Below are 20,595 nucleotides of genomic sequence, written 5' to 3' on the forward strand. Positions count from 1 at the left end.
GGCCGGCTAGTGCCGAACCGCCGGTTCGGGATTGACGATCAGCGCGGCGCCCGGCTCGAGAGCGGATTTCGCACGTTCGACCCGGTCGCGATAGCGCGACGACAGTTCAGGTGACAGGCCTGATGATTGAAGGGTCTCGTATGCACTGACGAGGAAAGGCACCGCGCTTTGCTCCGCGGCTATGGCGATGCTCTTTTCGAGGGCAGCGATCACGTCCGCCTCCGCGTTGCCCTGGAGAAGAAGTAGCTCCGCCCTTCGCCGGTAGAGCTCCGCCAGCCAGAAGCGGCTGCCGCCGGCCTCGGCCTGCGCCGCAGCCGAGCCCAGCAGTGCGAGCGCCTCATCGAACTCGGCAGTCCGTGTCAAAAGCTCTGCCAGCATGCCGCAATAGACCGGTTCGTCCTCAGGTGTCTGGAACTCGCCATGGAGGCCAAGACCTTGTCGCATTTTTTCTCTGCCGCTCTCGACCTGGCCGGCATTGCCGTCGCACCAGCCTTCGAAGATTTGCGCTGCGGCGGCGAGGGCGGGCATATGATGGCGCTCCGTCAGGTGGCGCAGATCCGCTATTACGCTTCGCAGCGCCGAAAAATCGCGGCGATAGCAATGCAGCATCGCCTCATTGAGGTAGGCATGCGCGATGCTGCCGGCATGTCCGGTTTCCTGCGCCCAGCTCCTGGCTTCCGACATCGAATGGAGCGCGCTTGCCGGCTTTCCGACGAACCACAACGACAAGGCGCGGTGAGCGAGCCCGCAGACCCTCGCGTCATGCCCGCCGAACAATGCAGCATTCGCTTTGCCCTGGCCGTGCTCATAGAGCGAAAGCCCGACCTCGACGGCCGCGATGCAGCGGTCGTGACGCCCAAGATTGAAGTCGATTGCCCACACGCAATGCCTGGCCTGGAGTTGCACTTCGGCATCCTCGACATCCCTGAGATCGCTGAGCACGACTTCCGCGCGCTCGCCGTCCATGACGGTATCAGTGAACCACCAGCCCCAGTAGATCGGGAACCACTTGGCCCGTTCGGCTACCGGCCGCCGCCGGGCGATCACCACGCCGTCCTCGTATAATTTGCGGGCGGGCGCCGAGTTCGGCCCCTCGACAGCGGTCAGGATGGGACCGAGCACGACCATTGCCGATAGCCGCAGCGCGTCTCGCGTGTCGGTCGCGGCAACTCGCTCGCAGAGCCCCAACGCATGTTCGAGTATCTGCCTTGCTTCCGCCATTGCCGAGCGGGACGAGCTTTCCGTGCCTGCCATCACAAACTGACCGATCGCGTCCTCCAGAAGGCCTGCGCGCTCGGCGTGCTCGGCGACCTCGGCAGTTCCCAGCCACCCGGCCAGGTTTCGGTTGCGGCTCACTGCGGCAAACAGCCGCTGGTGCAAGGCCTGCCGTCTCTTGCGCAGCGTTGCGTTGTAGATCGTCTCCTGGATAAGCGCATGGCGCACGCCGTAGACGGGAACGCCTGAAGGCCGCACGCGGATCAGGAACCCGGCCTCACTCAGCGAATCCAGCGCGTTTGCGATGACGTCACCGTCGAACTCCGGCAAAAGCGCGCGAAGCAATTCCTGATTGAAACGATTGCCCGCGACGGCCGCAGCGCGCGCGACCTCGCGTGCCGGCCCCAGCGTTTCGAGCCTGGCCTCGAGCACGCTTTCGAACACCGAGGCATGACTGCGCGTCGCGGTCTGCGCCAGCCGATCCGTCGCCGAGGCCGCGTTCTCGGTTATCCACTGGCAGATTTCTTCGATGAACAGCGGGACGCCTCCGGTCACGCGTTCCACCATGTCGAGCAATTCCGGGGAAGTGGACGGCTTGCCTTGCGGCCACATGGCCGCGATCGCCAGACGCGTTTGCTCGCGGTTGAGGGGCTTTAGCGGGATATACCTGGGATTCGATGCTGCCAGCCAGCTCCCAGATCCAGGGCGTGTGGTCGCGATGACAAGCGCCCGGAAATGACGGGCCGACTGTGCAAGCTCAGCCAACAATTGTCTCGACGTCAGGTCGATCCAATGGATGTCCTCGACCACCAGGACGATCGGTCCGCTGGCGCACAGGGCTTCGAGCGAGTGGCGAACTGCCCAATTGGCTTTCTCGCGCATCGCCTCGGCATCGATCTCCTTGAGCGCCGGATCGGCTCCCGCAGCGCCGAGCAGGAACGAGAAGATGTCGATGATTTCGGGATCGCGAACGTCATGATCGCGGAATACTTCCGCCACCGCGCCAGCGCTCAGCTGTCCACCGTTGTCGGCGAGATCGCCCCGCACGTTCTGCAGCAGCGGATGCAGCGTCGAGCGCAAGCCGCCGGGCGTGCACTGGAAGAGCAGCAGCTTCGCGCGCTGGTGACGCGTGCGCCGGCGCACTTCGTGAAGAATGCGCGACTTGCCGATCCCGGCCTCGCCCTCGATCACCACCACGCCGCCGTTTCCTGCAACGGCGCTGCCCCATGCTTCGGCGATCGTGCCGAGCTCGGCCTCGCGACCGACTAGCGGACTGCTCAGCCGCCCGAAGGCGAAGAAGCGGTCGACCTCGCGCTTGTGGCTCAGCGCGCGCCAGACCCGCTCCGGCTCGGCAAACCCCTTGATCGCATGGGTGCCCCTGAAGCTGAACACATGCGACCTTCGCGCCAGGTTGCGCGTCTCCTCAGAGACCACCACCGTATCCGGCTGCGCGATGGCCTGGAGCCGCGTCGCCATCGCGAAGGCAGGGCCGGTAACATTGTCATGAGCAGTATCGGCGTCACCCTTGTGGATCAGGGTCATCGAAGTCGCGACGCCGACCCGGACATGCAAATCGGCGCAGCCTTTGTCCGAACCGACGCGCCCGCAGGCGTCGATGATTTCGAGCCCGGCCCGGATCGCCAGCGATGCCGCGTCCTTGGCGTCTATTTCGGCAGGAAACAGCGCAACGCCGCCATCGCCGACCTCGACCCTGACGGCACCCGAGCACGACGCGACCGCCTGTCTCGCCGCCCGCTGGAAGGCTGATATCAGTTCCTCGAATTCTTCAATATCGAGGATGGCAAGAAGGTCGGTCGATCCGACAAGATCATAGCAGAGCGCGGTCAGGATCCGCCGCTCATGCCGGGCTTCGGACGCACTGTTGCCGTTGCCGCCCAGAAAACCTGTTGTCACCAACGCCGCCGGCAACGCGACCGGACCCTTCTCCGACATGCTGCGATTTCCTCGCCGAGCGCAGTGACGGCAATATTAGCAAAGTGCGATGCTGTTCACAAAACACTTAATCGGTGGGCGGGGCGGGGAGGAGACGGTGCCGGTGCATTTCGGCGACGAGCCGCTGAGCAGGAGGCACTGCCGGACGAACGAGGCCTGCGGCGGGCGGACTTATGGTGGGCTCCCGAGCCGCAGTTGTGTTGCCAACCGCTGGTAGACTGTCGGGATCGCTGTATCAGGTGCTTGAACAACGCCGGCAGCCGCTTGATCATGCCTTCGCCTCCTGTACATTGCAGACGCCTGGGTTGCAGGTCAGAGGATCTGTGCCGCCAACGCCATACCGACCACCGACGTGCCGACCCCTGCCGTGCGGATGGCTACCGGCCAGCGCCGAAGTGTCAGGGCGGCCAACGCGCCGGTCGCATGCAGTGCCGAAGTGGCGACCACGAAACCAACCGCATAAGCGATGCCGCTGGCCGTCTCGGGAATTTCGAGGCCATGGGCATTGCCGTGGAAGAGAGCGAAAAGGGCAGTCAGCGAGGCAGCCACAGCGAGCGGAAGCGGCTTAGCAAGCGCCATCATGGCGCCGAAGACCACCAGCGATAGCGTTATGCCGGTTTCCAGTGAGGGCAGGCCGATGCCGGCGATACCGAGCAGGGCGCCAGCGACCATCGCCGAGACAAAGCACGACGGCACGATGATGATCCCCTTGCCGCCGGCGCGAGCGGCGATGATGCCTACAGCCATCATGGCAAGCAGATGATCAATGCCGGCCAGCGGGTGCTGAAGGCCGTCTACAAAGCCGTGAGCATGAAAACCGCCGCTGTGGGCGAAGGCCAATGAGGGGATGAGAGTTGTGGCGGCTGCCAGGGCGAGTCTGCCGAAGAATGAAAGCGTTCTGTTCATGGTTGTGGACCTGTTTGATGGAGTTGCGATCGGTTCAAGGCCGGTGCTCATTGTCCGGCCCCTGGCATGGTGAATTGTGCAGCGCCGGACCTGTCGGCCAGAAGCCGCGCCTGGCCGAAGTCGAGGGGTCTTTGTCCCCTGCCGTCATGGTAGACGAAGGCCAGGCGGCGCCGGCGCGACGTCAGTTTCGCGGGCAGCGGGTGATAGGTGACGCCGGCGCCGCCAATCAGCGGCATGACGGCGCCGACATCGACCATGTCCTGCGTCTCGACGCGCAGAAGATGCAGCCGCACGCCGTCGGCGGTTTCGCCGACGAACGGAATCCCGGCGAGGCGCAGGAAACTGGAGGAGTCGGGCGCCCGCGAAAATCCGTCGAGAAAGGCGATCTCGACAAGATCGAGATCCGTCGTCAGCGCGTCGGCGGGTTCGGGCGCATGGTCGTGCGGCAGATGCGGGGTCTGCCATTGCAACGGCTTGCCGGCCGGCCCGTTGTGGCCGACCGGGTGCGGATGGTGATGATGCCCGTTTGGCCCGTGATGGTGGCCGTCGCCATGGTCATGGCTGTGGTGGGGATGATCATCGTGCATGGTCAAAAACTCGTCGGCTTGTCGATGATGGATTTGTGTTTGCCGAGATTGCCGTGCGCGACCATCGAGCCGAGTGCCTCGACGACAACCCGCACGCCAAACAGCGCCGTGATATCCGACGTGTCGTAGGGCGGCGACACCTCGACCACTTCCAGTCCGCAGATGCCGGGCGCCGACACCAGCCCGAGCAGCTTCAGTGCCTCGCGCGGCAGGAAGCCGCCGGGCTCCGGCCAGCCCGTGCCCGGCACGAAACCGCAATCGATGCTGTCGACATCGAAGGAGATGTAGACGGCGTCGGTGTCCTTCCATGCGAGTTCGAGCGCGATCTCCGCCGCCTTCTCCAGTCCCATCTGTTCGATATCGGAAATCGTCAGCACGTTGGTGCCGCGCTTCCGCGCCTCGGCCACGCCGTAGCGGGGCACCTGCCAGCCGCCGATGCCGAGCTGCACCAGATTGGTGGCCGAGACGTTCGGCAAGTTGGTTGCCCAATACCAGGGCGTCGTGTGCATGCGTTCGTCTAGATCCTTTTCCTGGATGTCGATGTGGCGGTCGAAATGGATGATGCCGATGCGCTTGGAGGTAACGTCGGCGATGCCGCGCACGCACGGAAACCCGATCGAATGGTCGCCGCCGAGCATGATCGGCAGCGCGCCGGACGAGGCGACATGGCTGACGCCCTTGGTGATCTGGTCGAAGCTCTTTTCGAGATTGGCGGGAATGGTGAAGACGTCGCCGGCGTCGCAAAGCGTCATCTGCTCGCGCAGGTCGACACCGAGCTCGTAATTGTAAGGCGTGTAGAGCGCCGAGATGCGGCGAATGCCTTGCGGCCCGAAGCGGGTTCCGGGCCGGTAGGTGGTGCCGCTGTCGAAAGGAATGCCCATGACGGCAGCGTCATACCTGCCGACATCGCGGACGTTCTCGACATAGGGCGCCTTGAGGAAGGTGTTGATGCCGGCGAAATGCGGCAACTCGCCTCGCGCGAATGTCGGGATCGACTTGTCGATGATCGAATCCGATCCGGGCAGGCCCATGTCGAGTGCCCATTTCTGTTCCTTGCGCCAGCCATCCTCGGGCAGCTTCCCTTCCGCCTCGATCGACTTCCAGCCCTGCATGTCGCGGATCTCGAAGTTCGGATGGTGGAAGCGTTGGCGTGGCTGGCGGTCGGTGAGCCCGGCGCGGCGATGCCGGCGTTCTGGACGATCTCTGTGCATGAAAACCTCCTTCACGACGCCGTCGTCGCGATTGCGCTATCCAGTCGGGTCGTCCCGACCATCGCGGCCACTTCGGCCACGTCTCGTGTGGAAGCCCGGTGCTTGCGGTCGAGCTTCAGATCGTAGGTGATCGTCGCGCCATAGGCGGACGGGAACTGGGGGTCGTGACGGACCTTGTCGAAGACGAGCACACGGGTGCCGAGCTTGAAGGCCTCACCGATGTCGTGGGTGACCATGACGACGGTCATGCCGTGTTCGGTCCAGAGCTCGGTAAGCAGCTCATGCATCTCGATGCGAATGCCGGGATCGAGTGCGCCGAACGGCTCGTCGAGAAGCAGGATCTGCGGCCGGCCGAGCAAAGTCTGCGCGATCGCCAGCCGCTGCTGCATGCCGCCAGAAAGCGAGGCCGGATAGAGGTGGCGTGCATGGGCGAGGCCCACGCGTTCCAGCATGGTTTCGGCCTCTTGCCTGGCGCTTCTGCGCCTGGCGCCGAAGACGCGGCCGAGCGGTCCGCCAGAGCGAAAATCTTCGACCAGCAGCAGGTTCTGGAGGACGGTCAGATGCGGAAACACTGAATAGCGCTGAAAGACGATGCCGCGTTGCGGCGTCGGCTCTGGCACGATCGGCTGGTCGCCGACGACGACCACGCCGCCACTTTGCTGTTCCTGGCCAAGCAGGATGCGCAGGAATGTCGATTTTCCACAACCGCTGGCGCCAACCAGCGACAGGAATTCACCCGCTTCGGCGGAGACGTTGACCCGTTCCAGCACGCGGGCGTCGCCATAGCTCTTCTCCAGCCCATGGACGAGGATCCGGCTCATCTGCTCCGCACCGGATGAGCCCAGGGCGAGATGATGTGAGAGAGCCTCACGAGCAGCCAATCGGTCATCACCGCAAGCAGCGTGATCCAGGCGACGTAAGGCAGGATGACGTCCATCGACAGATACCGGCGAACGAGGAAGATTCGGTAGCCGAGCCCCTCGGTGGAGGCGATAGCTTCTGCCGCGATCAGGAACAGCCAGGCCGGCCCGAGCGCCAGCCGTACACACGTGATGAGGCGCGGCATGACCTGTGGCAGCACCAGCCTGAGCACCATGGTCCAGCTGTTGCCGCCGAGCGTCTGTGCCTTGGCGACGAGCTCCGGCGGCAATTCCATCACCCGGTTGGCGATGTCGCGCACCATTACCGGTGCGACGCCGAGAGCGATCAAGGTGATCTTGGCCGTTTCGCCGAGGCCGAGCGCAATGAACAGGATCGGCAGCAGCGCCAGTGGCGGGATGACGCAGACAACTGTGACCAAGGGCAGCAGAAAGGCCCTGACGCGCGGGATGAAACCTATGGCGACGCCGAGGCTGAGCGCCACCAGCGTGGCCATACCGACTCCGGCGAACAGCCTGATCAGGCTGGCATAGGTGTCGGCCCACAGGATCAGGTCGCCGGAGCGCTTGTCCGGCACTGTCGCCAGGTCTGAAAAGGCCGACCACATCTGTGCAGGGGAGGGCAGCAGCTTGTCGCTGGGATTGACCGCCAGCCTTTGCGCCGAAGCGAAGAGATAGACAATCGCCACGGCGGCAAACGGCAGCGTCCCAAGCAGCAACGCTCCGCCGCGCGAGACCGTCGCGTTGATGAGGCGAAGCCGCGCTTTCGGCCTGCTAAGCTGCAAGCGCGCGACTTCGGGGCCTACCGCGGCCTGCATGATGCCGGTTCCTCTAGCTAGCATGTCGCGCTCCCGCGTCAGAGCGTTCCGCCCGCTGCCTCTGCCATAAAGGCCGGATCGAAACGCAGCTTGACGTTGTTGACGTCGCCCAGCATCGAGCCATCGGGGAAGCTCATGCCGATCACATCAACGCTCGGCGCGTTGGTACCAAGAATGCCGTGACTGAACAGGAAGTTGCGCACCAGATCCATGGTCTTCGGCAGTTCGGCGCCATTGGTGAATGCGACCGCCTTGGCCGGCTCGAAGAACATCGCCGTCGATGCAAGCTGAGCGTCGAAACCCGCAAGATCCGTACCCGATGCCTTGGCCATTTCTTCCTTGGCCGCCTTGCCTTCGGGCGTGCCCGAGGTCATCAGCGCCATGGCTTCATACCATGCACCGACAAGCGCCTTGCCCAAGGCCGGATTGTCCTTCAGCGTCGCGGTGTTGACGACCATCATGTCGATGATCTCACCGGGAATCTCAGTCGAATCGAATACCTTGTGGGCACCCGGCATGGCGGCGATTTCCGAAACCAGCGGATTCCAGGTGACGACGGACGTGACGTCACTGGTGCCGTAGGCTGCGACCATGTCGGCGTCGGAGGTGTTCACCACCGTGATGTCCTTCTCGGCGAGCCCGACCGTGTCCAGTGCGCGCGCCAGCAGATAATGCGAGACCGAGAGCTCGACGAGGTTGACCTTCTGGCCGGCAATGTCCTTGAGCGCGGCCTTGTCTTTGAGGATAACGGCGTCGTTGCCGTTGGAGAAGTCGCCGACGATCAAGGCCGTCGTGTCGACACCGCCACCGGCCGGGATCGAAAGCGCATCCATGTTGGTCATCGAACAGCCGTCAAAGCCGCCGGCGGTGTACTGGTTGATGCTCTCGACATAGTCGTTGATGCGAGTGATCTCGACATTGATGCCGTATTTGTCGGCCCATTTCTTCATGATGCCGCTGTCGGAAAGATAGCCCCACGGCATCCAGCCGACATAGATCGACCAGCAGATCTTGAAGTCTTTCTTCGGCGTCGCTTGCGCGGCTGCGATGAAGGGGAGGCTAAGTGATGCGGCTAGGATGATTGCGGCCAGCTTGCGAAGCATTGCGTACCCCTGTTTGCGATCCGGATTGCGTCCGGACGTCTGTTGGGGGTTCACGGAGCGCGCATCCAGGAGAGGTTCGCGCCAGCAAACCCGTGCAGGGTTCTCCCGGGATTTTGGCCCGCCGTGTTCCGCCGGATGCCTCAATGCATCTCAAGCGGTCGCGTCTCTTGGACCAGCACCGTGATCGACACGGCCGGAACCCTAGACGCTCTGCACGTGAACAACGAAGCAAGGGGCGTGCCAGTCCGCAAAGCCGCCCTGAGGCGGCCTTTCCCCGGATTTCAGGCAATCGCATTATGCTGATGCCACAAAAGTCATCGCAACGCTGACGGATTAGGCAAACAAAATCTAGCGTCAACCAATGTGAGCAGGCTTGTGCCTGGGGACCTCGGCTGAGAAAATGGCACCCTGCCCCATAGTCGCCCACACATACATGCCCAGTAGGGCAACCTTCGGGGAGGGCGTGAGCGCAAGGCGGATCCGGATGCCAGTTGGCGTGGATTCATGTGACGAGTGCGCCCGATCGTGCAACGGCAATTCGTGAAATAAGCGCGACTGCAATGGTGCTAGGCAAGTCCGATCGCGTGTCGGGAGGCAGTTGTGAAAGTTGCGATCATCGGACCAGGCTCGCTCGGGACGGCCTTGGCGAAACGTCTTGGCCTCGCCGGGCACGAAATTCGCCTCAGCTTCAGTCGCGACGAAGGCAAGTTGCGCGCAATCGCGGCAACCCTCCGTGTTGGCTTCGGTCCCCCTGACGAGGTAGCAAAATGGGCCGACGTAATTGCCCTGGCGACGCCATGGCCGGCTCTCGAGTTGGCGATGGACGCGCTTGGCGATTTGTCCGGCAAGATCGTCTGGGACAATACCAATGCAGTCGCGCCTGACCTTTCCACGATGCTGGTAGGCACTACGACGTCGGTAGGCGAGGAGGTTCAGAGGCGCGCGCCGGGCGCGTTTGTCGTCAAGTGCATTCCGACCTTTGCCGAATTGCTTGACAGGGATGATCCGCGTCTCAACGGCGATCCGGTGACGAGCTATGTCGCCGGCAATGACGCAGATGCCAAGGCGGCGGTTTGCCGGCTTCTCGCCGATCTACCGACAATGCCGGTCGACGTCGGCGATCTCACGGCCTCACGCCTGATCGAGCCGATGATGCTGCTATTGGTCCAGCTCGCCTATCAGCGCGGGATGGGGCCGACAATTTCCTTCAATCTCATTCGACGGGACGGAACCGGTTCATGACTGATTATCTACCCGCGCGGCGCAAGGCGATTCCAGTAGGACGTCTGCTGATCGATGGCCAATGGCGCGATGCCGTCAGTGGCGAGACTTCGACGACTTTTGATCCGACCACGGAGGCGGCGATCACCGATGTTGCAAAGGCGGGCATCACCGATACGAGCGAAGCCGTCGCGGCCGCGCAGCGGGCTTTCGAGCAAGGACCCTGGGCGCGGATGCATCATGAGGAGCGCGCCAAGATCCTGTTTCGCATCGCCGATCTGATGGACGAGCGCGCCGAGGATTTCGCGGTGCGCGAGGCGATAGATATGGGTATGCCCTATCGCGATTTCCGCGATATCATCATGCCGCACTGCTCGGGACTGTTCCGCTTTCATGGCGGGCTCGCCATGAGCGCGATGGACGGCGCCTATCGTACCAGCTACGAACCAAATATCAGGATCCTGACGCGGCGCGAGCCGCTCGGCGTGGTCGCTGCGATCACCCCGTTCAATTTTCCCCTCGCGCTGTCCTGTTCGAAAATCGCGCCGGCACTCGCGGCGGGTAACACGGTCGTTCACAAGCCTGCGACCGACACGCCCCTGACGGCCCTTGCCTTGGCGCAGGTGATCCTCGACGCGGGCGCGCCGCCAGGCGTCTACAATCTCGTCACCGGCCCGGGCGGCGCCATCGGCGACGCGCTGGTCAACGATGCCCGCGTCGACAAGATCGCCTTTACCGGGTCGACCGCCGTCGGCCAGGGCATCATGCGCAACGGTGCCGGGACGATGAAACACCTGACCATGGAGCTCGGCGGCAAGAGTCCCAATATCGTCTTCGCCGATGCCGATATCGATGCCGCGATACAGGCAGCCTTCTGGGGCATCTTCTGGAACAAGGGCGAAGTCTGCGTGGCCGGATCGCGCCTGCTGGTCGAACGCGCCTGCTATGACGAGGTCGTCGAGAAGCTGAGCGCCATGGCGAAGTCGGCGACGCTCGGCGATCCGCTGGACCCTGCGACGATGATCGGGCCGATCGCGTCGCGCGGCGAGTATGACAAGGTCTTGAGCTATGTTGAAGAGGGCAAGCGCACCGCGCGACTGACCGCGGGCGGCGGCACCCGCCAGGTCAACGGCAAGGGCCTCTTCATCGAGCCGACCATCTTCGCCGATGCGACCAACGACCTAAGGATATCGCGCGAAGAGATTTTCGGCCCCGTCCTGCCGGTGATTCCATTCGACAACGAGGAGGACGCGATCCGGGTCGCCAACGATACGAGCTACGGGCTCGCCTCGGGCATCCAGACGGGCGATCTCGGCCGCGCCTTGCGGCTCGCCGACCGGATCAAGGCAGGCACGGTGTGGCTGAACTGCTGGCACAAATACCATCCTAATGCGCCGTTCGGCGGCTTCAAGATGAGCGGCTATGGCCGCGAGCAGGGCCGGGAGGCGTGGGAAAGCTACACCCAATACAAGACGATTTGGGCAAATCTCGTCTGACCGAGTGCCTGCTACCGCCAAGAATAAGGATCAATCATGGCTTATGTCACTACGATCGACGTCCTCGGAATCACACCGAAGGAGTACCGCGCAATCCTTGATAAAATGGGCGTAGAGCTCCGACCCGAACCGGGGATCTATCTGCATTTGACCGCACCGATTGAGGGCGGCTATCGCGTCATAGAGGTGTGGGATCATCGCGAGGGATTCGAGGCATTCATGCAGGCGCGATTGGCGCCGGCGGCGGCGGCGATCGGCTTGAACCGAGAGATGAAGGTGACGATCGAACCGCTCTACAACATCTTCGCGCCCAGGTTGGAGGAGCTGCCGCCGCTGGTCGAGGACGCGTTTTTGCGCCCAAACGCTCCCATTCCGGCCTGATATCACGCATGTCTGTCCGCGATCCCAACCCGCTCGACCCGCTGCATCCAAAGCGGGTCGCGATTGTCCTTTCAAACCCGGCTGTGTCAACAACCACAGGCTGGCCGGTCGGGTTTTGGTGGAGCGAGTTGACTCATCCCTGGCTCGCCTTCACCGAGCGCGGATACGAAGTGGCGATCTTCTCGCCTGAGGGCGGCAAATGCGAGGCGGATGCGTTGAGCGACCCGCGTGATCCGTCCGGCTATTCGGATACGGATCTGATCTCGCTCGGTTTCCTGTTGACGCCGAAATTGGCGGCGCTGGTGGAGACGACCCGGCCCATCGCAGAGCTGTCGGTCGAGGCGTTCGACGCGATCGTCGTCGCTGGCGGCCAAGCGCCGATGTTCACTTTCGAAGGCGCAACTGAGTTGCAGCGGCTGTTCGTCGCCTTTTTCGCTGCCGGCAAGGTCGCGGCCGCCTTGTGTCATGGCGTCGCGCTGCTGCGCTACGCGCGCCTCTCAACCGGCGAGCTGCTGGCCAAAGGGCGTACTGTTACCGGTTTCGCCAATGTCGAGGAAGACTTCGCCGACAATGCCGTCTGGGAGATGGGCGCGCTGCCGCACGGTACGCATTTGATGCCATGGCGGATCGAGGATGAGATGCGTGCGCTCGGCGCGAACTATGTTCAGGCCGGGCTGTGGCGCGATTTTGCCGTGCGCGACGGCAATTTGATCACCGGCCAGCAGAACTTCTCCGGAGCGGCGACCGCCCGTCTTGTCATCGAGGCGCTCGGTGGCTGAGGACCAAAGGCCGCTCCTGTCGGTGAAATTCGGGAGTCAAACTCGCCGTCAGGACGGCGATGCCAAACGACATCGGCCCAATAGAATCCGGGGTCTGTCCAAGGGCCCCACGTCAAACAACAACTATCAGCAGCGAGGATGAACCATGGCCGTAGTGACGACACTTGATATTGCCGGCCTGACGGCCGAAGATTATGGCCGCATCCTCGATCGGATCGGGGTGGAGCAACGGCCCGCTGGCGGCATCTATCGGCACATCGCGCATGCCACCGACGACGGCTATCGCATCATCGAGATATGGGACGACAAGGCAGGCCTGGAACTCTTCTTGCAGGACACATTGTTTCCCGCCGCACAGGAACTGCAAATTCAGCGTGAAATGACCATTATGACCCAGACACTGCACAAGATCTTTGTGCCCCGGATTGGTGAACTGACTGCCCTGGCAAATGATGCGCCTGGTGGACCAGTCGAACGGGCAAAGGAGTAGGCGTCAAGGATTGAGGATGCTGCGATCGATCATTGAACTCCTGGAGGAACTTGGGTCCGGACGCCCGGTGCAACGATGGTGACCGCGGCAAGTGCAAAGAGGTTGTTCTTTCCTACCGGCGACTATCGCCATCCGCCGGCCGGAGTCGTTCAGCTGCGTGTGATCCGCAGCGGTTCATCCTATGCAGAGATCGATCTTGGCCGCGGGCTGCGGCGCGTCTTCACCCGCCCCGGCGACCTGCTGCTCAGTCTTCCCGAGCGTGCCACGCGGTTCAAGATCGAGGAGCCGCGCGAGCTGACGATGATCACTGTTGACTCCGCGCTGGCGTCAAGGCTCCTGGTATCCGCAGCCGGGACCCTCGACGATCTGGTGATCCTGACCGATCGACCGATACGCGATTCGCTGGTGGCGGAGTTGTGCCGACGCCTCGAAGGCGACGCGCCAGCGAACGCCGTCGTCCGCGAATGGACGCTGGGCCTGGTTTTCGCGAACCTGCTCCGTCTCGGGCATGCGCGCCAGCGGCGGCAGAAGTCTCCGGTCCTAACTTCGCAGCGGTTCGACCAGGTGCTCGCTGCGATTGACGGCGATCTGGAAAAGGGGGTCTCGATCGACCATCTTGCCGGAATCGCGGGAATGCCGCGACGTGCCTTCACCGCCGCCTTTCGCGAGGCCACGCAATTGCCGGTACATCAATTCATTTTACGCCGCCGCGTTGATCGCGCGGTCGAGTTTTTGGAAAATAGCGATCGGCCGCTGGCCGAGATTGCTCAGCACGCGGGTTTCACTCACCAAGCTCATATGAATCGCGTCGTGACCCGATTGAAAGGGCTATCGCCAGGCCGGCTGCGGTCTCGCAGGAGCGAGGGCTGACTTGTGGTCTATTCCAGCATCAGGATGCGAATGGCGGAGACGTGATTTGCTGAAACGTCCGTTGGCTAAAATGCCCGACAGTTTGCGTGCAGAGTTCGAGGCCGCAAATCTGATGCCTGCTTTCAAGCAACGGCCTCCCTATCAGCCGCAATGATTACTTGCATTGGATCGAGCGAGCCCGTCGACGAGCAGCGCCGCACTCCGGCGTCCTCAACGGAAGCGGCACATCGTCGGGCCCACCGAAGTGTCTGATTCTTGATCCGCCGGCGGCCGATGGACGCCTGCGGCTTACCGGATCGGCGTCTCGCCGCGAAACAGCGGCTGGTGCGCCCGCATCAAGGCGGCGATCCGGTCGGCGACTTTCCGTACCGGCGGGGAGTGACGTTCCTCGTGATGGGTGACGATCCATTGGTCGGTTTCGAGTTCGGGGATAGGCTGAGCGACGCGAACCAGCCGCGGATCGCTGTCACCGACGAAGCACGGAAAGATCGAAAGGCCGGCGCCGGCGGCCACCAGTTCGCGCACCGAATGGGTGTTGTTGCCGCGTACGGCGATGCGATCGCCGTGATGGGCTTGCAGCCAGCGCGCCGAGGCAATGTTTGCGCCTTCGCCGGTGACGCCGACGAACAACCCGGCGGCGATGCCGTTGATCAGGTGACGTCCGGAATAAATGGCATGGGCGACCTTGCCGCTCAGACGGCCGGCCAGCCACTGCTCCGTCGGACGCTCGCTGCGGATGCCGATGTCGGCGGCACGGCGGCCGATGTCGACCCGGTCGGTGGTGGTCACGAGTTCCACCCTTATACCATCATCGACCGTCCAGATCTCGCCGATATGAGCGGAAACGAAGGCTGAGGTCCATGGCCCGGCCGAGACGCGGACAATGCGGTCGGGCAGGTTTCCCTCGCGCCAGCGGGTCAGCGACTGCATTGCCGCCTCGACGTCTTCGGCGCGCCGCAGCAGTTCTTCGCCGACCGGGGTCAGCCGATAGCCGGTCTGCTGTCGCACGAACAGAGGTTCGCCGATCTGCTTTTCGAGCGCGGTGACGCGTCGTCCAAGCGTGGCTGCGCTGAGGCGCGTGGTTCCCGTCGCTGCGCTCAAGCCACCCAGCCGCGCAACGTCGAGAAACAACCTGAGATCGTCCCAGCCGATATCCATTTTGCAGAAATGAAAAACTCCTTGCGACCGTGGCTGTAGCGCGAAGCGGGCATCACCCGCAAGTATGCAGGCGTTGGAGGCGTTGGACAGCCCTGCCTGGCGGATAGGGACAAGTGCCTCGGCTGGCCAAGAAGCGACCGCAACCCCTTCGATCGCGCATGCGATTGGCGCAGATGTTTTGCACTTTCGACCAACCGAGCGCGCGGGCATTCTGCGCGCCAAAGGAGACGATCATGTTGGATGAACTTCGATACCGCTTCGCGCGCTGGATCGCCTATCGTCAGACGCTTGCGAGCTTGAGGCAAGCCCGGGACAGCACACTGGCGGATGCCGGCATTTCTCGCGAAGAGATCCGCGAACGTGCCCGCCACGCCAGCTTGCGTCGTTGAGGAACCGGGCATGCAGATGATTGAGCTTTGGGATGGCCGCTCGGTACCGCGCATCGGCATCGGCACCTGGGCGGCGGGTGGCCCCGCGCGCTGGCGTGACACGGCGACAATCTATGGCGAGGTCGACGACATCAGGTCGCAAGCCGCGCTGGCGATGGCTTATGAGATCGGCGCGCGGGTGTTCGACACGGCTGCCGCCTATGGCGCCGGCAATGCCGAACTGATCCTCGGAAGGGCGCTGAAGGGTAAGGACGAAGCCGTCATCGTCACCAAGGTCGGCTATTTCGGCGATCCCGAAACGCGCAGGATCGCACCCGAGGATGCCTCCGCCGCGGCGATCCGGACATCGATCGACAATTCGCGGCAGCGCCTGCAGCGCGATTGTATCGACGTCGTGCTGCTACATATCAACGAGTATCCGATCGAGCGCGCCGGCGAGGTGTTCGATACGCTCAGCCTGTTGCGCCAGGAGGGCAAGATCGGCGGCTTCGGCTGGAGCACCGATCACCGCGAACGGCTTGCCGCCTACGCGCCGCGCGAGGGGTTTGTCGCCGTAGAAAACGACTTCAATGTGTTTACCCCGGCGAACGAGCTGATGGCCGTTGCGGCGCGCGAGAACCTCGTCTCGTTCAGCCGCTGCCGCTGGCAATGGGGCTGCTCACCGGCAAATACACGCCGGCCATGCGGCTGCCCACCGAAGACGTGCGCGGCGGGAATGCCGAATGGATGGTGTTTTTCAGGGATGGCGCCGCCAACCCGCACTATCTGTCAAGGTTCTCGGCAATCCGCGACCTGCTCACCTCGGGCGGACGCACGCTTGCACAGGGCGCGCTCGGCTGGATCCTCGCCAAGTCGGCAATCGCCCTACCTGTTCCCGGCTTCACGCGGCCCGAGCAGGTCGAGGACAATCTCGGCGCGCTGGAAAAAGGGCGGCTGCCGGCAGCGGTGATGGCCGAGATCGATTCCGTGCTGAAAATTGCCGAGACTGCTTAACTTAGGGTGTGGCGAATCCGAAATTCGCATTTGGCGAAATGCGGCCAACTTCGATCCGTCGGATGTCGGCCGATATCGCATCGTCCTTGATCAAGCTTCCGTGGCGCAATTGAACAAAGACGCAGCGGCGGATACGACCCGAGTCGAAGGTCCGCCGCTCCGGTTTTCAGATCAAAGAGTGGTGCTGCCACGGAAAATGGATGGCGAGCTGCGCTTGAGCTGCGCCGCCGACCGCGTCGCCGTCGATAGAGAGCGACCCGGTTGAGCTGTCAAAGACGATGTGGTGGGAACCATCATCGGTGGCCGTACCAGCAGAGGTGGCGTGTGATGAATGCCCTCCCGACTTGAGCTCGGCAAGAGCGGCGTGATCGAGGTGGAGTTTTTCATGGAGCTTGCTGAAATCGAAGGCATCGTTGCCTCGGTGCTGGCCGGACATGATCTCGGCGGCGGCGCCGTTTCTTGCCTGGGAGCCGACATTTTCATCGCCCTGGACGGTCTGGGCAAACCCGTGGCCGATCAAGTTGGTGGCAGTTCTGTCGGAGTGGTTGTTGGTGGCGAGAAACTCCGAGCCGGCCGAAAGAGCATGGCTCAACGCAGCCAGCACCCGGTCAACGCCGCTGCCCAAATCGTCCATCTTGTTGCCGCCAGTGTCGGCATGGGAGGTGTCGTTGCCGCTATGGTCCGCCATTTTGTCGGTGCTTACACTTGTATGGGAGGCATCACTGGTCGGTTTTCCGTGACTGGTCGTGCGGTGGGAAGTCGCAGCTCCAGTAGAATTACTATCGCTAGTGCTGGCGTCGGAAGGGGCGATGGCGGTAGCAGTCGCAGTAGCAGCGCCATGGCTGGTCGTGGGGTCGGAGGCGGCCACAGCAGAGCTACTGGCAGCGGTTGCGCCGGAAGGCACAGTTGCAGTGGAACTGCTATCACCCGTTGCGGCTTCGGAAGGGGCGGTGGCAGTCGAGCTGGTATCGCCGGCGGCGGTGTCGGAAGCGGCGGTCGGAGTCGAACTGCCGTCGCTGGTGGGGTGGGAAGGGGCAGTCGCAGTTGAAGTGCTGTCGCCGGTGGCGTCATGGGAAGGGGCAGTCACAGTCGAACTATCGCTGGTGGCGGCGTCGGAAGGGGGTGTCGCGGCAGCGCTGCCGTCGCTCGTGGTGTCGGAAGGTTCGGCTCCGGTGGCAGTGAGGTTGTGCTCCCGGAAAACGGCTTGCAGCTCGGAGGAGCTTTCAAGCGCGGTGTCGCCGTTCTGCGTTCCCCATTTATAGGTGTAGTCGAAGCCGGGTGACGGAACCAATGCGGCCCAATGATCCATCATGGTTTGCATCTGTTCGGCGGTGGGCATGACATGTCTTCCGCCATCGGAAGTCTCCCAGTTACCACCGCCAAAGGCTTGATAGACCGGAACAAGGTTGTTAGCCGGGATGCCCGACTTCACCGCTGCAGCCACGGCTCGATCGATCATGTCGTAATCGACCGTGTCCGTTCCCGTGCGCACCGGATAGGGGTCTATTCCGAAATAGTCGATATGCGTGTTGGCTGGATTGTAGGTGTTCGTAAAATCCGGATTGGTCGGGGATCCCATATTCATCATGGTGATGAACGTCTTGGCGCCTGGAAAATGCTCATGGATCCAGTCGGATTCCGCCTTCAGGTTCTCAGCGGTTGCGTAGGTGCCCCACCTGCCGGTGGGATCGGGTTCGTCAACCAAATAGAACCCGAACACGTTCGGATTGCCAAGGAAGGGGGTCATTTTCTCGATGAAGGATGAGGTTACGCCCTCATGCTCATTGAGATACACCAGACCCTTCATGCCATCCGGCAATGCGGTGACCTGGCTAGCATATTGAACGTCGGCCAGATTGAAGCCGGCGGTTGCGATTTCGGTGGCGGAACCACCCGAGGTGTAGTGCAGAGTTGCCATCCAATATTCCTTTTTCTCGTTCGATAGCGCCCGAGGCCTACCTACTAGAGGGTGTATATATTAGCGCCAAATCACATAAAGACACCCGTTGATAAAATCATTGAGCGTTTGTAGGAATGCTGCATGCATTGTGGCTTATTTTGATAAAACTGGATTTATACAATAAACTTATCGCTCTTATTAGGTCACAATCCAGACATAATCGCGACTTTATTTCGAAACAGCTGTAGCTTTTCGAATTATGACATTTGAATTACGGGGCATTTACATTCTTTGCTTGTTTTTGATTTATAAATTTACCTACAAGATGAAAATCAGACAGACGTTAGCTCTAAGAGCCAAGCCGCTCCGCGGTCTCACTGCCGCAAGCAATTAGTTGTAGACAATTCGTAGGCGTCTGCGCGCTCATCATCTTATACCGGTCGGCAGATCTCCGTGATCGAGATCAAGTCGATGTAGGAAGCCGCTCAAGGTGAGAATAGGGGCGGTCCCCAGTTGGAGCGCCTGCCGCACTCGCCCATGAGGAAGACTTTGAGCGACATCAAAACTGTTCGGCCGACGTTTACGAGCGAGGGATAACTGCCGAATGACTGCCGGGTTCGCGGTGCCTGGTTCCTGCTCTCGCGCTCAAGTAATGGCATTCCCGATTTGTCTATCCTGATCTGCGAAGGGGCGGTTTGTGGAGCTATGGCCGCTATTGCGCCAGCGGACCTGATAGTGGGCTGGGGATGCCGGGGTCAGATGGGATCTGGCCGTTCGTTGCCGACAAGAATCGAATAAGAGCAGAGACGAGAAAGTGCATACCCGATTACTCGCGAAGCCGTTTTGCTTCGCCGTCATGCACCGTGCGATGAGCTTCTATTTCACTCAGATGCACTCGCCGTTCAAAACACGGAAGCGGGTCGCGAACCGCGCCGAGCAAACTCGGTGGCGGGCAGATTCAAGCCACTCTTCAATGATGCCCTGCCAGCGAATCCGCTGGGTGACGAAAGGTTGAGCACCAGCCCGAATGGGCTCCTCGCTTTGGAAAAATCCGGTGCTTGAAGAAAGACAGAGCGGCGGACCCGCTCTCGAAGGTCCGCCGTTCCGGGTCGCTCAGATCACAAGGAACGAACCTGCCGTAAGCGACAGACCTGGAGAGAGAGTGGCGAACTGTATTTGATGTGCGCCACCGGTCCCGTCGCTGTCGAAAGACAGCGCCCCGGTTGAGCTGTTGTAGATAATGTGGTCGGAGCTGTCATGCGCAGCCGTACCAGCGAAGAAAGCGTCGGATGAAAGCCCTCCCAACTTAAGCCCGGCAAAAACGGCGTTGTCGAGATGGATCTTGTCCTGGGACTTGTTGAAGTCAGTGACCCTGTCGATATTGCCGGCTCCAAGGGCGGTATTGAAAACGAAGGCATCGTTGCCTCCGCTACCGGTCAAGATGTCGGCACCGCCGCCGCCTTTTATAACATTGGCGCCGGCATTGCCCTGAATGGTCTGGCCGATTTCGTTGCCGGTGAGGTTGATTGCCGTCGTGCCCGACGGGCTTGTGGTCGCGAGGAGCCCGATCGACGAGCCCGCTGAAAGTGCATAGCTTACCGAAGCGAGTACCCTGTCGTGGCCGGGGACCGCCGCCTCAATCACCTTGTCGCCGGCATTGTCGACATAGTAGATGTCGTTACCGCCATAGCCGATCATTGTATCGGCACCGCCGCCGCCCTTGATAATGTTGTCGCCGGCGTTGCCCTGGATAGTCTGAGCGAACTCGTTCCCGCTGAGATTCATTGCCGTCGTGCCGGACGGATACCTTACAGCGAGAAGCTCGATTTGGGAGCCCGTCGCAAGCGCATGGCTCACCGAAGTGATCACCCTGTCGGAGCCGCCGCCCACCGCCTCGATGACCTTGTCACCGGCATGATCGACATAGTAGGTGTCGTTGCCACCATAGCCGCTCATCGTGTCGGCGCCGCCAAGGCCGTTGAGGACATTGGCGCCGGCATTGCCCTGGATGGTCTGGGCGAACGCATTGCCGGTCAGGTTAATTGCCGTCGTGCCGGACGGGCTGTTGGTGGCGAGAAGTTCGATCTCGGAGCCGGCGGCAAGCGCATGGCTGACCGACGCGAGTGCTTTGTCGGTACCGCCACCCGCCGCCTCGATCTCCTTGTCGCGCACATCATCGACATAATAGGTGTCATTGCCGCCATAGCCGATCATCGTGTGGCCGCCGGCGCCATGGAACACATCGTT

At 62.1% G+C, this 20,595-nt stretch carries 18 protein-coding genes, 1 pseudogene and 1 riboswitch; of the genes and pseudogenes, 9 read left to right on the forward strand and 10 right to left on the reverse strand.

The genetic code is table 11. The annotated features are described in order from the left end of the window. Positions 1-6: 6 nt before the first annotated feature. The 7 genes from AC0L2P_RS28900 to AC0L2P_RS28930 all read right to left on the reverse strand — a co-directional run bounded on the left by AC0L2P_RS28900 (position 7) and on the right by AC0L2P_RS28930 (position 8,671). Positions 7-3,168: an ATP-binding protein gene (locus AC0L2P_RS28900; RefSeq protein ID WP_473506235.1), complete on the reverse strand. Its 3,162-nt coding sequence runs from the start codon at positions 3,166-3,168 to the stop codon at positions 7-9. Between the two features lie 312 nt (positions 3,169-3,480). Further along, the gene (locus AC0L2P_RS28905; RefSeq protein ID WP_473506237.1) at positions 3,481-4,074 is read right to left on the reverse strand and encodes a HupE/UreJ family protein; all 594 of its coding nucleotides are present in this window, start codon (positions 4,072-4,074) and stop codon (positions 3,481-3,483) included. Positions 4,075-4,121: 47 nt separating this feature from the next. After that, positions 4,122-4,661, reverse strand: a complete 540-nt coding sequence (locus AC0L2P_RS28910; RefSeq protein WP_473506239.1) for a hypothetical protein — start codon at positions 4,659-4,661, stop codon at positions 4,122-4,124. Between the two features lie 2 nt (positions 4,662-4,663). Next, the gene (locus tag AC0L2P_RS28915) at positions 4,664-5,872 is read right to left on the reverse strand and encodes an agmatinase family protein (RefSeq protein ID WP_473506241.1); all 1,209 of its coding nucleotides are present in this window, start codon (positions 5,870-5,872) and stop codon (positions 4,664-4,666) included. Positions 5,873-5,883: 11 nt separating this feature from the next. Continuing rightward, on the reverse strand, positions 5,884-6,693 hold the full coding sequence (locus tag AC0L2P_RS28920; RefSeq protein WP_473506243.1) for an ATP-binding cassette domain-containing protein: 810 nt from the start codon (positions 6,691-6,693) through the stop codon (positions 5,884-5,886). Continuing rightward, positions 6,690-7,568: an ABC transporter permease gene (locus tag AC0L2P_RS28925; protein ID WP_473506269.1), complete on the reverse strand. Its 879-nt coding sequence runs from the start codon at positions 7,566-7,568 to the stop codon at positions 6,690-6,692. Before AC0L2P_RS28925 ends, AC0L2P_RS28920 begins: the two co-directional genes overlap by 4 nt. A 38-nt stretch (positions 7,569-7,606) precedes the next feature. Then, positions 7,607-8,671, reverse strand: coding sequence for a putative urea ABC transporter substrate-binding protein (locus AC0L2P_RS28930; protein WP_473506245.1), 1,065 nt, complete (start codon positions 8,669-8,671; stop codon positions 7,607-7,609). 100 nt (positions 8,672-8,771) lie between these two features. Next, positions 8,772-8,887, reverse strand: a riboswitch (guanidine-I (ykkC/yxkD leader). 384 nt (positions 8,888-9,271) lie between these two features. Between AC0L2P_RS28930 and AC0L2P_RS28935 the strand changes: the two genes are divergently transcribed. The 6 genes from AC0L2P_RS28935 to AC0L2P_RS28960 all read left to right on the forward strand — a co-directional run bounded on the left by AC0L2P_RS28935 (position 9,272) and on the right by AC0L2P_RS28960 (position 13,908). Then, on the forward strand, positions 9,272-9,913 hold the full coding sequence (locus AC0L2P_RS28935) for an NADPH-dependent F420 reductase (RefSeq protein WP_473506247.1): 642 nt from the start codon (positions 9,272-9,274) through the stop codon (positions 9,911-9,913). Then, positions 9,910-11,388: an aldehyde dehydrogenase family protein gene (locus AC0L2P_RS28940; RefSeq protein WP_473506249.1), complete on the forward strand. Its 1,479-nt coding sequence runs from the start codon at positions 9,910-9,912 to the stop codon at positions 11,386-11,388. Before AC0L2P_RS28935 ends, AC0L2P_RS28940 begins: the two co-directional genes overlap by 4 nt. A gap of 36 nt (positions 11,389-11,424) precedes the next feature. After that, positions 11,425-11,769, forward strand: a complete 345-nt coding sequence (locus AC0L2P_RS28945; RefSeq protein ID WP_473506251.1) for an antibiotic biosynthesis monooxygenase family protein — start codon at positions 11,425-11,427, stop codon at positions 11,767-11,769. A 128-nt stretch (positions 11,770-11,897) separates the two neighbouring features. Next, entirely contained in the window at positions 11,898-12,548 is a 651-nt protein-coding gene (locus AC0L2P_RS28950; protein ID WP_473506253.1) for a type 1 glutamine amidotransferase domain-containing protein, read from the forward strand. A 145-nt stretch (positions 12,549-12,693) separates the two neighbouring features. Beyond that, the gene (locus AC0L2P_RS28955) at positions 12,694-13,038 is read left to right on the forward strand and encodes a hypothetical protein (RefSeq protein ID WP_473506255.1); all 345 of its coding nucleotides are present in this window, start codon (positions 12,694-12,696) and stop codon (positions 13,036-13,038) included. 75 nt (positions 13,039-13,113) lie between these two features. Beyond that, on the forward strand, positions 13,114-13,908 hold the full coding sequence (locus AC0L2P_RS28960; protein ID WP_473506257.1) for a helix-turn-helix domain-containing protein: 795 nt from the start codon (positions 13,114-13,116) through the stop codon (positions 13,906-13,908). Positions 13,909-14,196: 288 nt separating this feature from the next. Here AC0L2P_RS28960 and AC0L2P_RS28965 read toward each other — a convergent pair whose 3' ends face one another. Further along, a complete protein-coding gene (locus tag AC0L2P_RS28965; RefSeq protein ID WP_473506259.1) occupies positions 14,197-15,066 on the reverse strand; it encodes a LysR family transcriptional regulator in 870 nt (289 codons plus the stop codon). A 233-nt stretch (positions 15,067-15,299) separates the two neighbouring features. Here AC0L2P_RS28965 and AC0L2P_RS28970 point away from each other — a divergent pair, with 233 nt between their 5' ends. From AC0L2P_RS28970 to AC0L2P_RS28980, 3 genes and pseudogenes are all read left to right on the forward strand, one after another. After that, entirely contained in the window at positions 15,300-15,455 is a 156-nt protein-coding gene (locus AC0L2P_RS28970; protein ID WP_156937304.1) for a YjiS-like domain-containing protein, read from the forward strand. Between the two features lie 16 nt (positions 15,456-15,471). Then, positions 15,472-16,017, forward strand: a pseudogene (locus tag AC0L2P_RS28975) (aldo/keto reductase); the annotation flags it as partial. A 119-nt stretch (positions 16,018-16,136) separates the two neighbouring features. Beyond that, a complete protein-coding gene (locus tag AC0L2P_RS28980) occupies positions 16,137-16,448 on the forward strand; it encodes an aldo/keto reductase (protein ID WP_473506261.1) in 312 nt (103 codons plus the stop codon). Positions 16,449-16,614: 166 nt separating this feature from the next. Here the strand turns inward: AC0L2P_RS28980 and AC0L2P_RS28985 are convergent, their stop codons facing one another. Beyond that, positions 16,615-18,366 carry a calcium-binding protein gene (locus AC0L2P_RS28985; protein WP_473506263.1) on the reverse strand — a complete coding sequence of 584 codons (1,752 nt, stop codon included), beginning with the start codon at positions 18,364-18,366 and terminating at the stop codon, positions 16,615-16,617. A gap of 1,095 nt (positions 18,367-19,461) precedes the next feature. Next, positions 19,462-20,595: calcium-binding protein (locus tag AC0L2P_RS28990; RefSeq protein WP_473506265.1), on the reverse strand; the 1,134-nt coding region annotated here is incomplete at its 5' end.

Source organism: Mesorhizobium sp. WSM4836 (assembly GCF_055811815.1).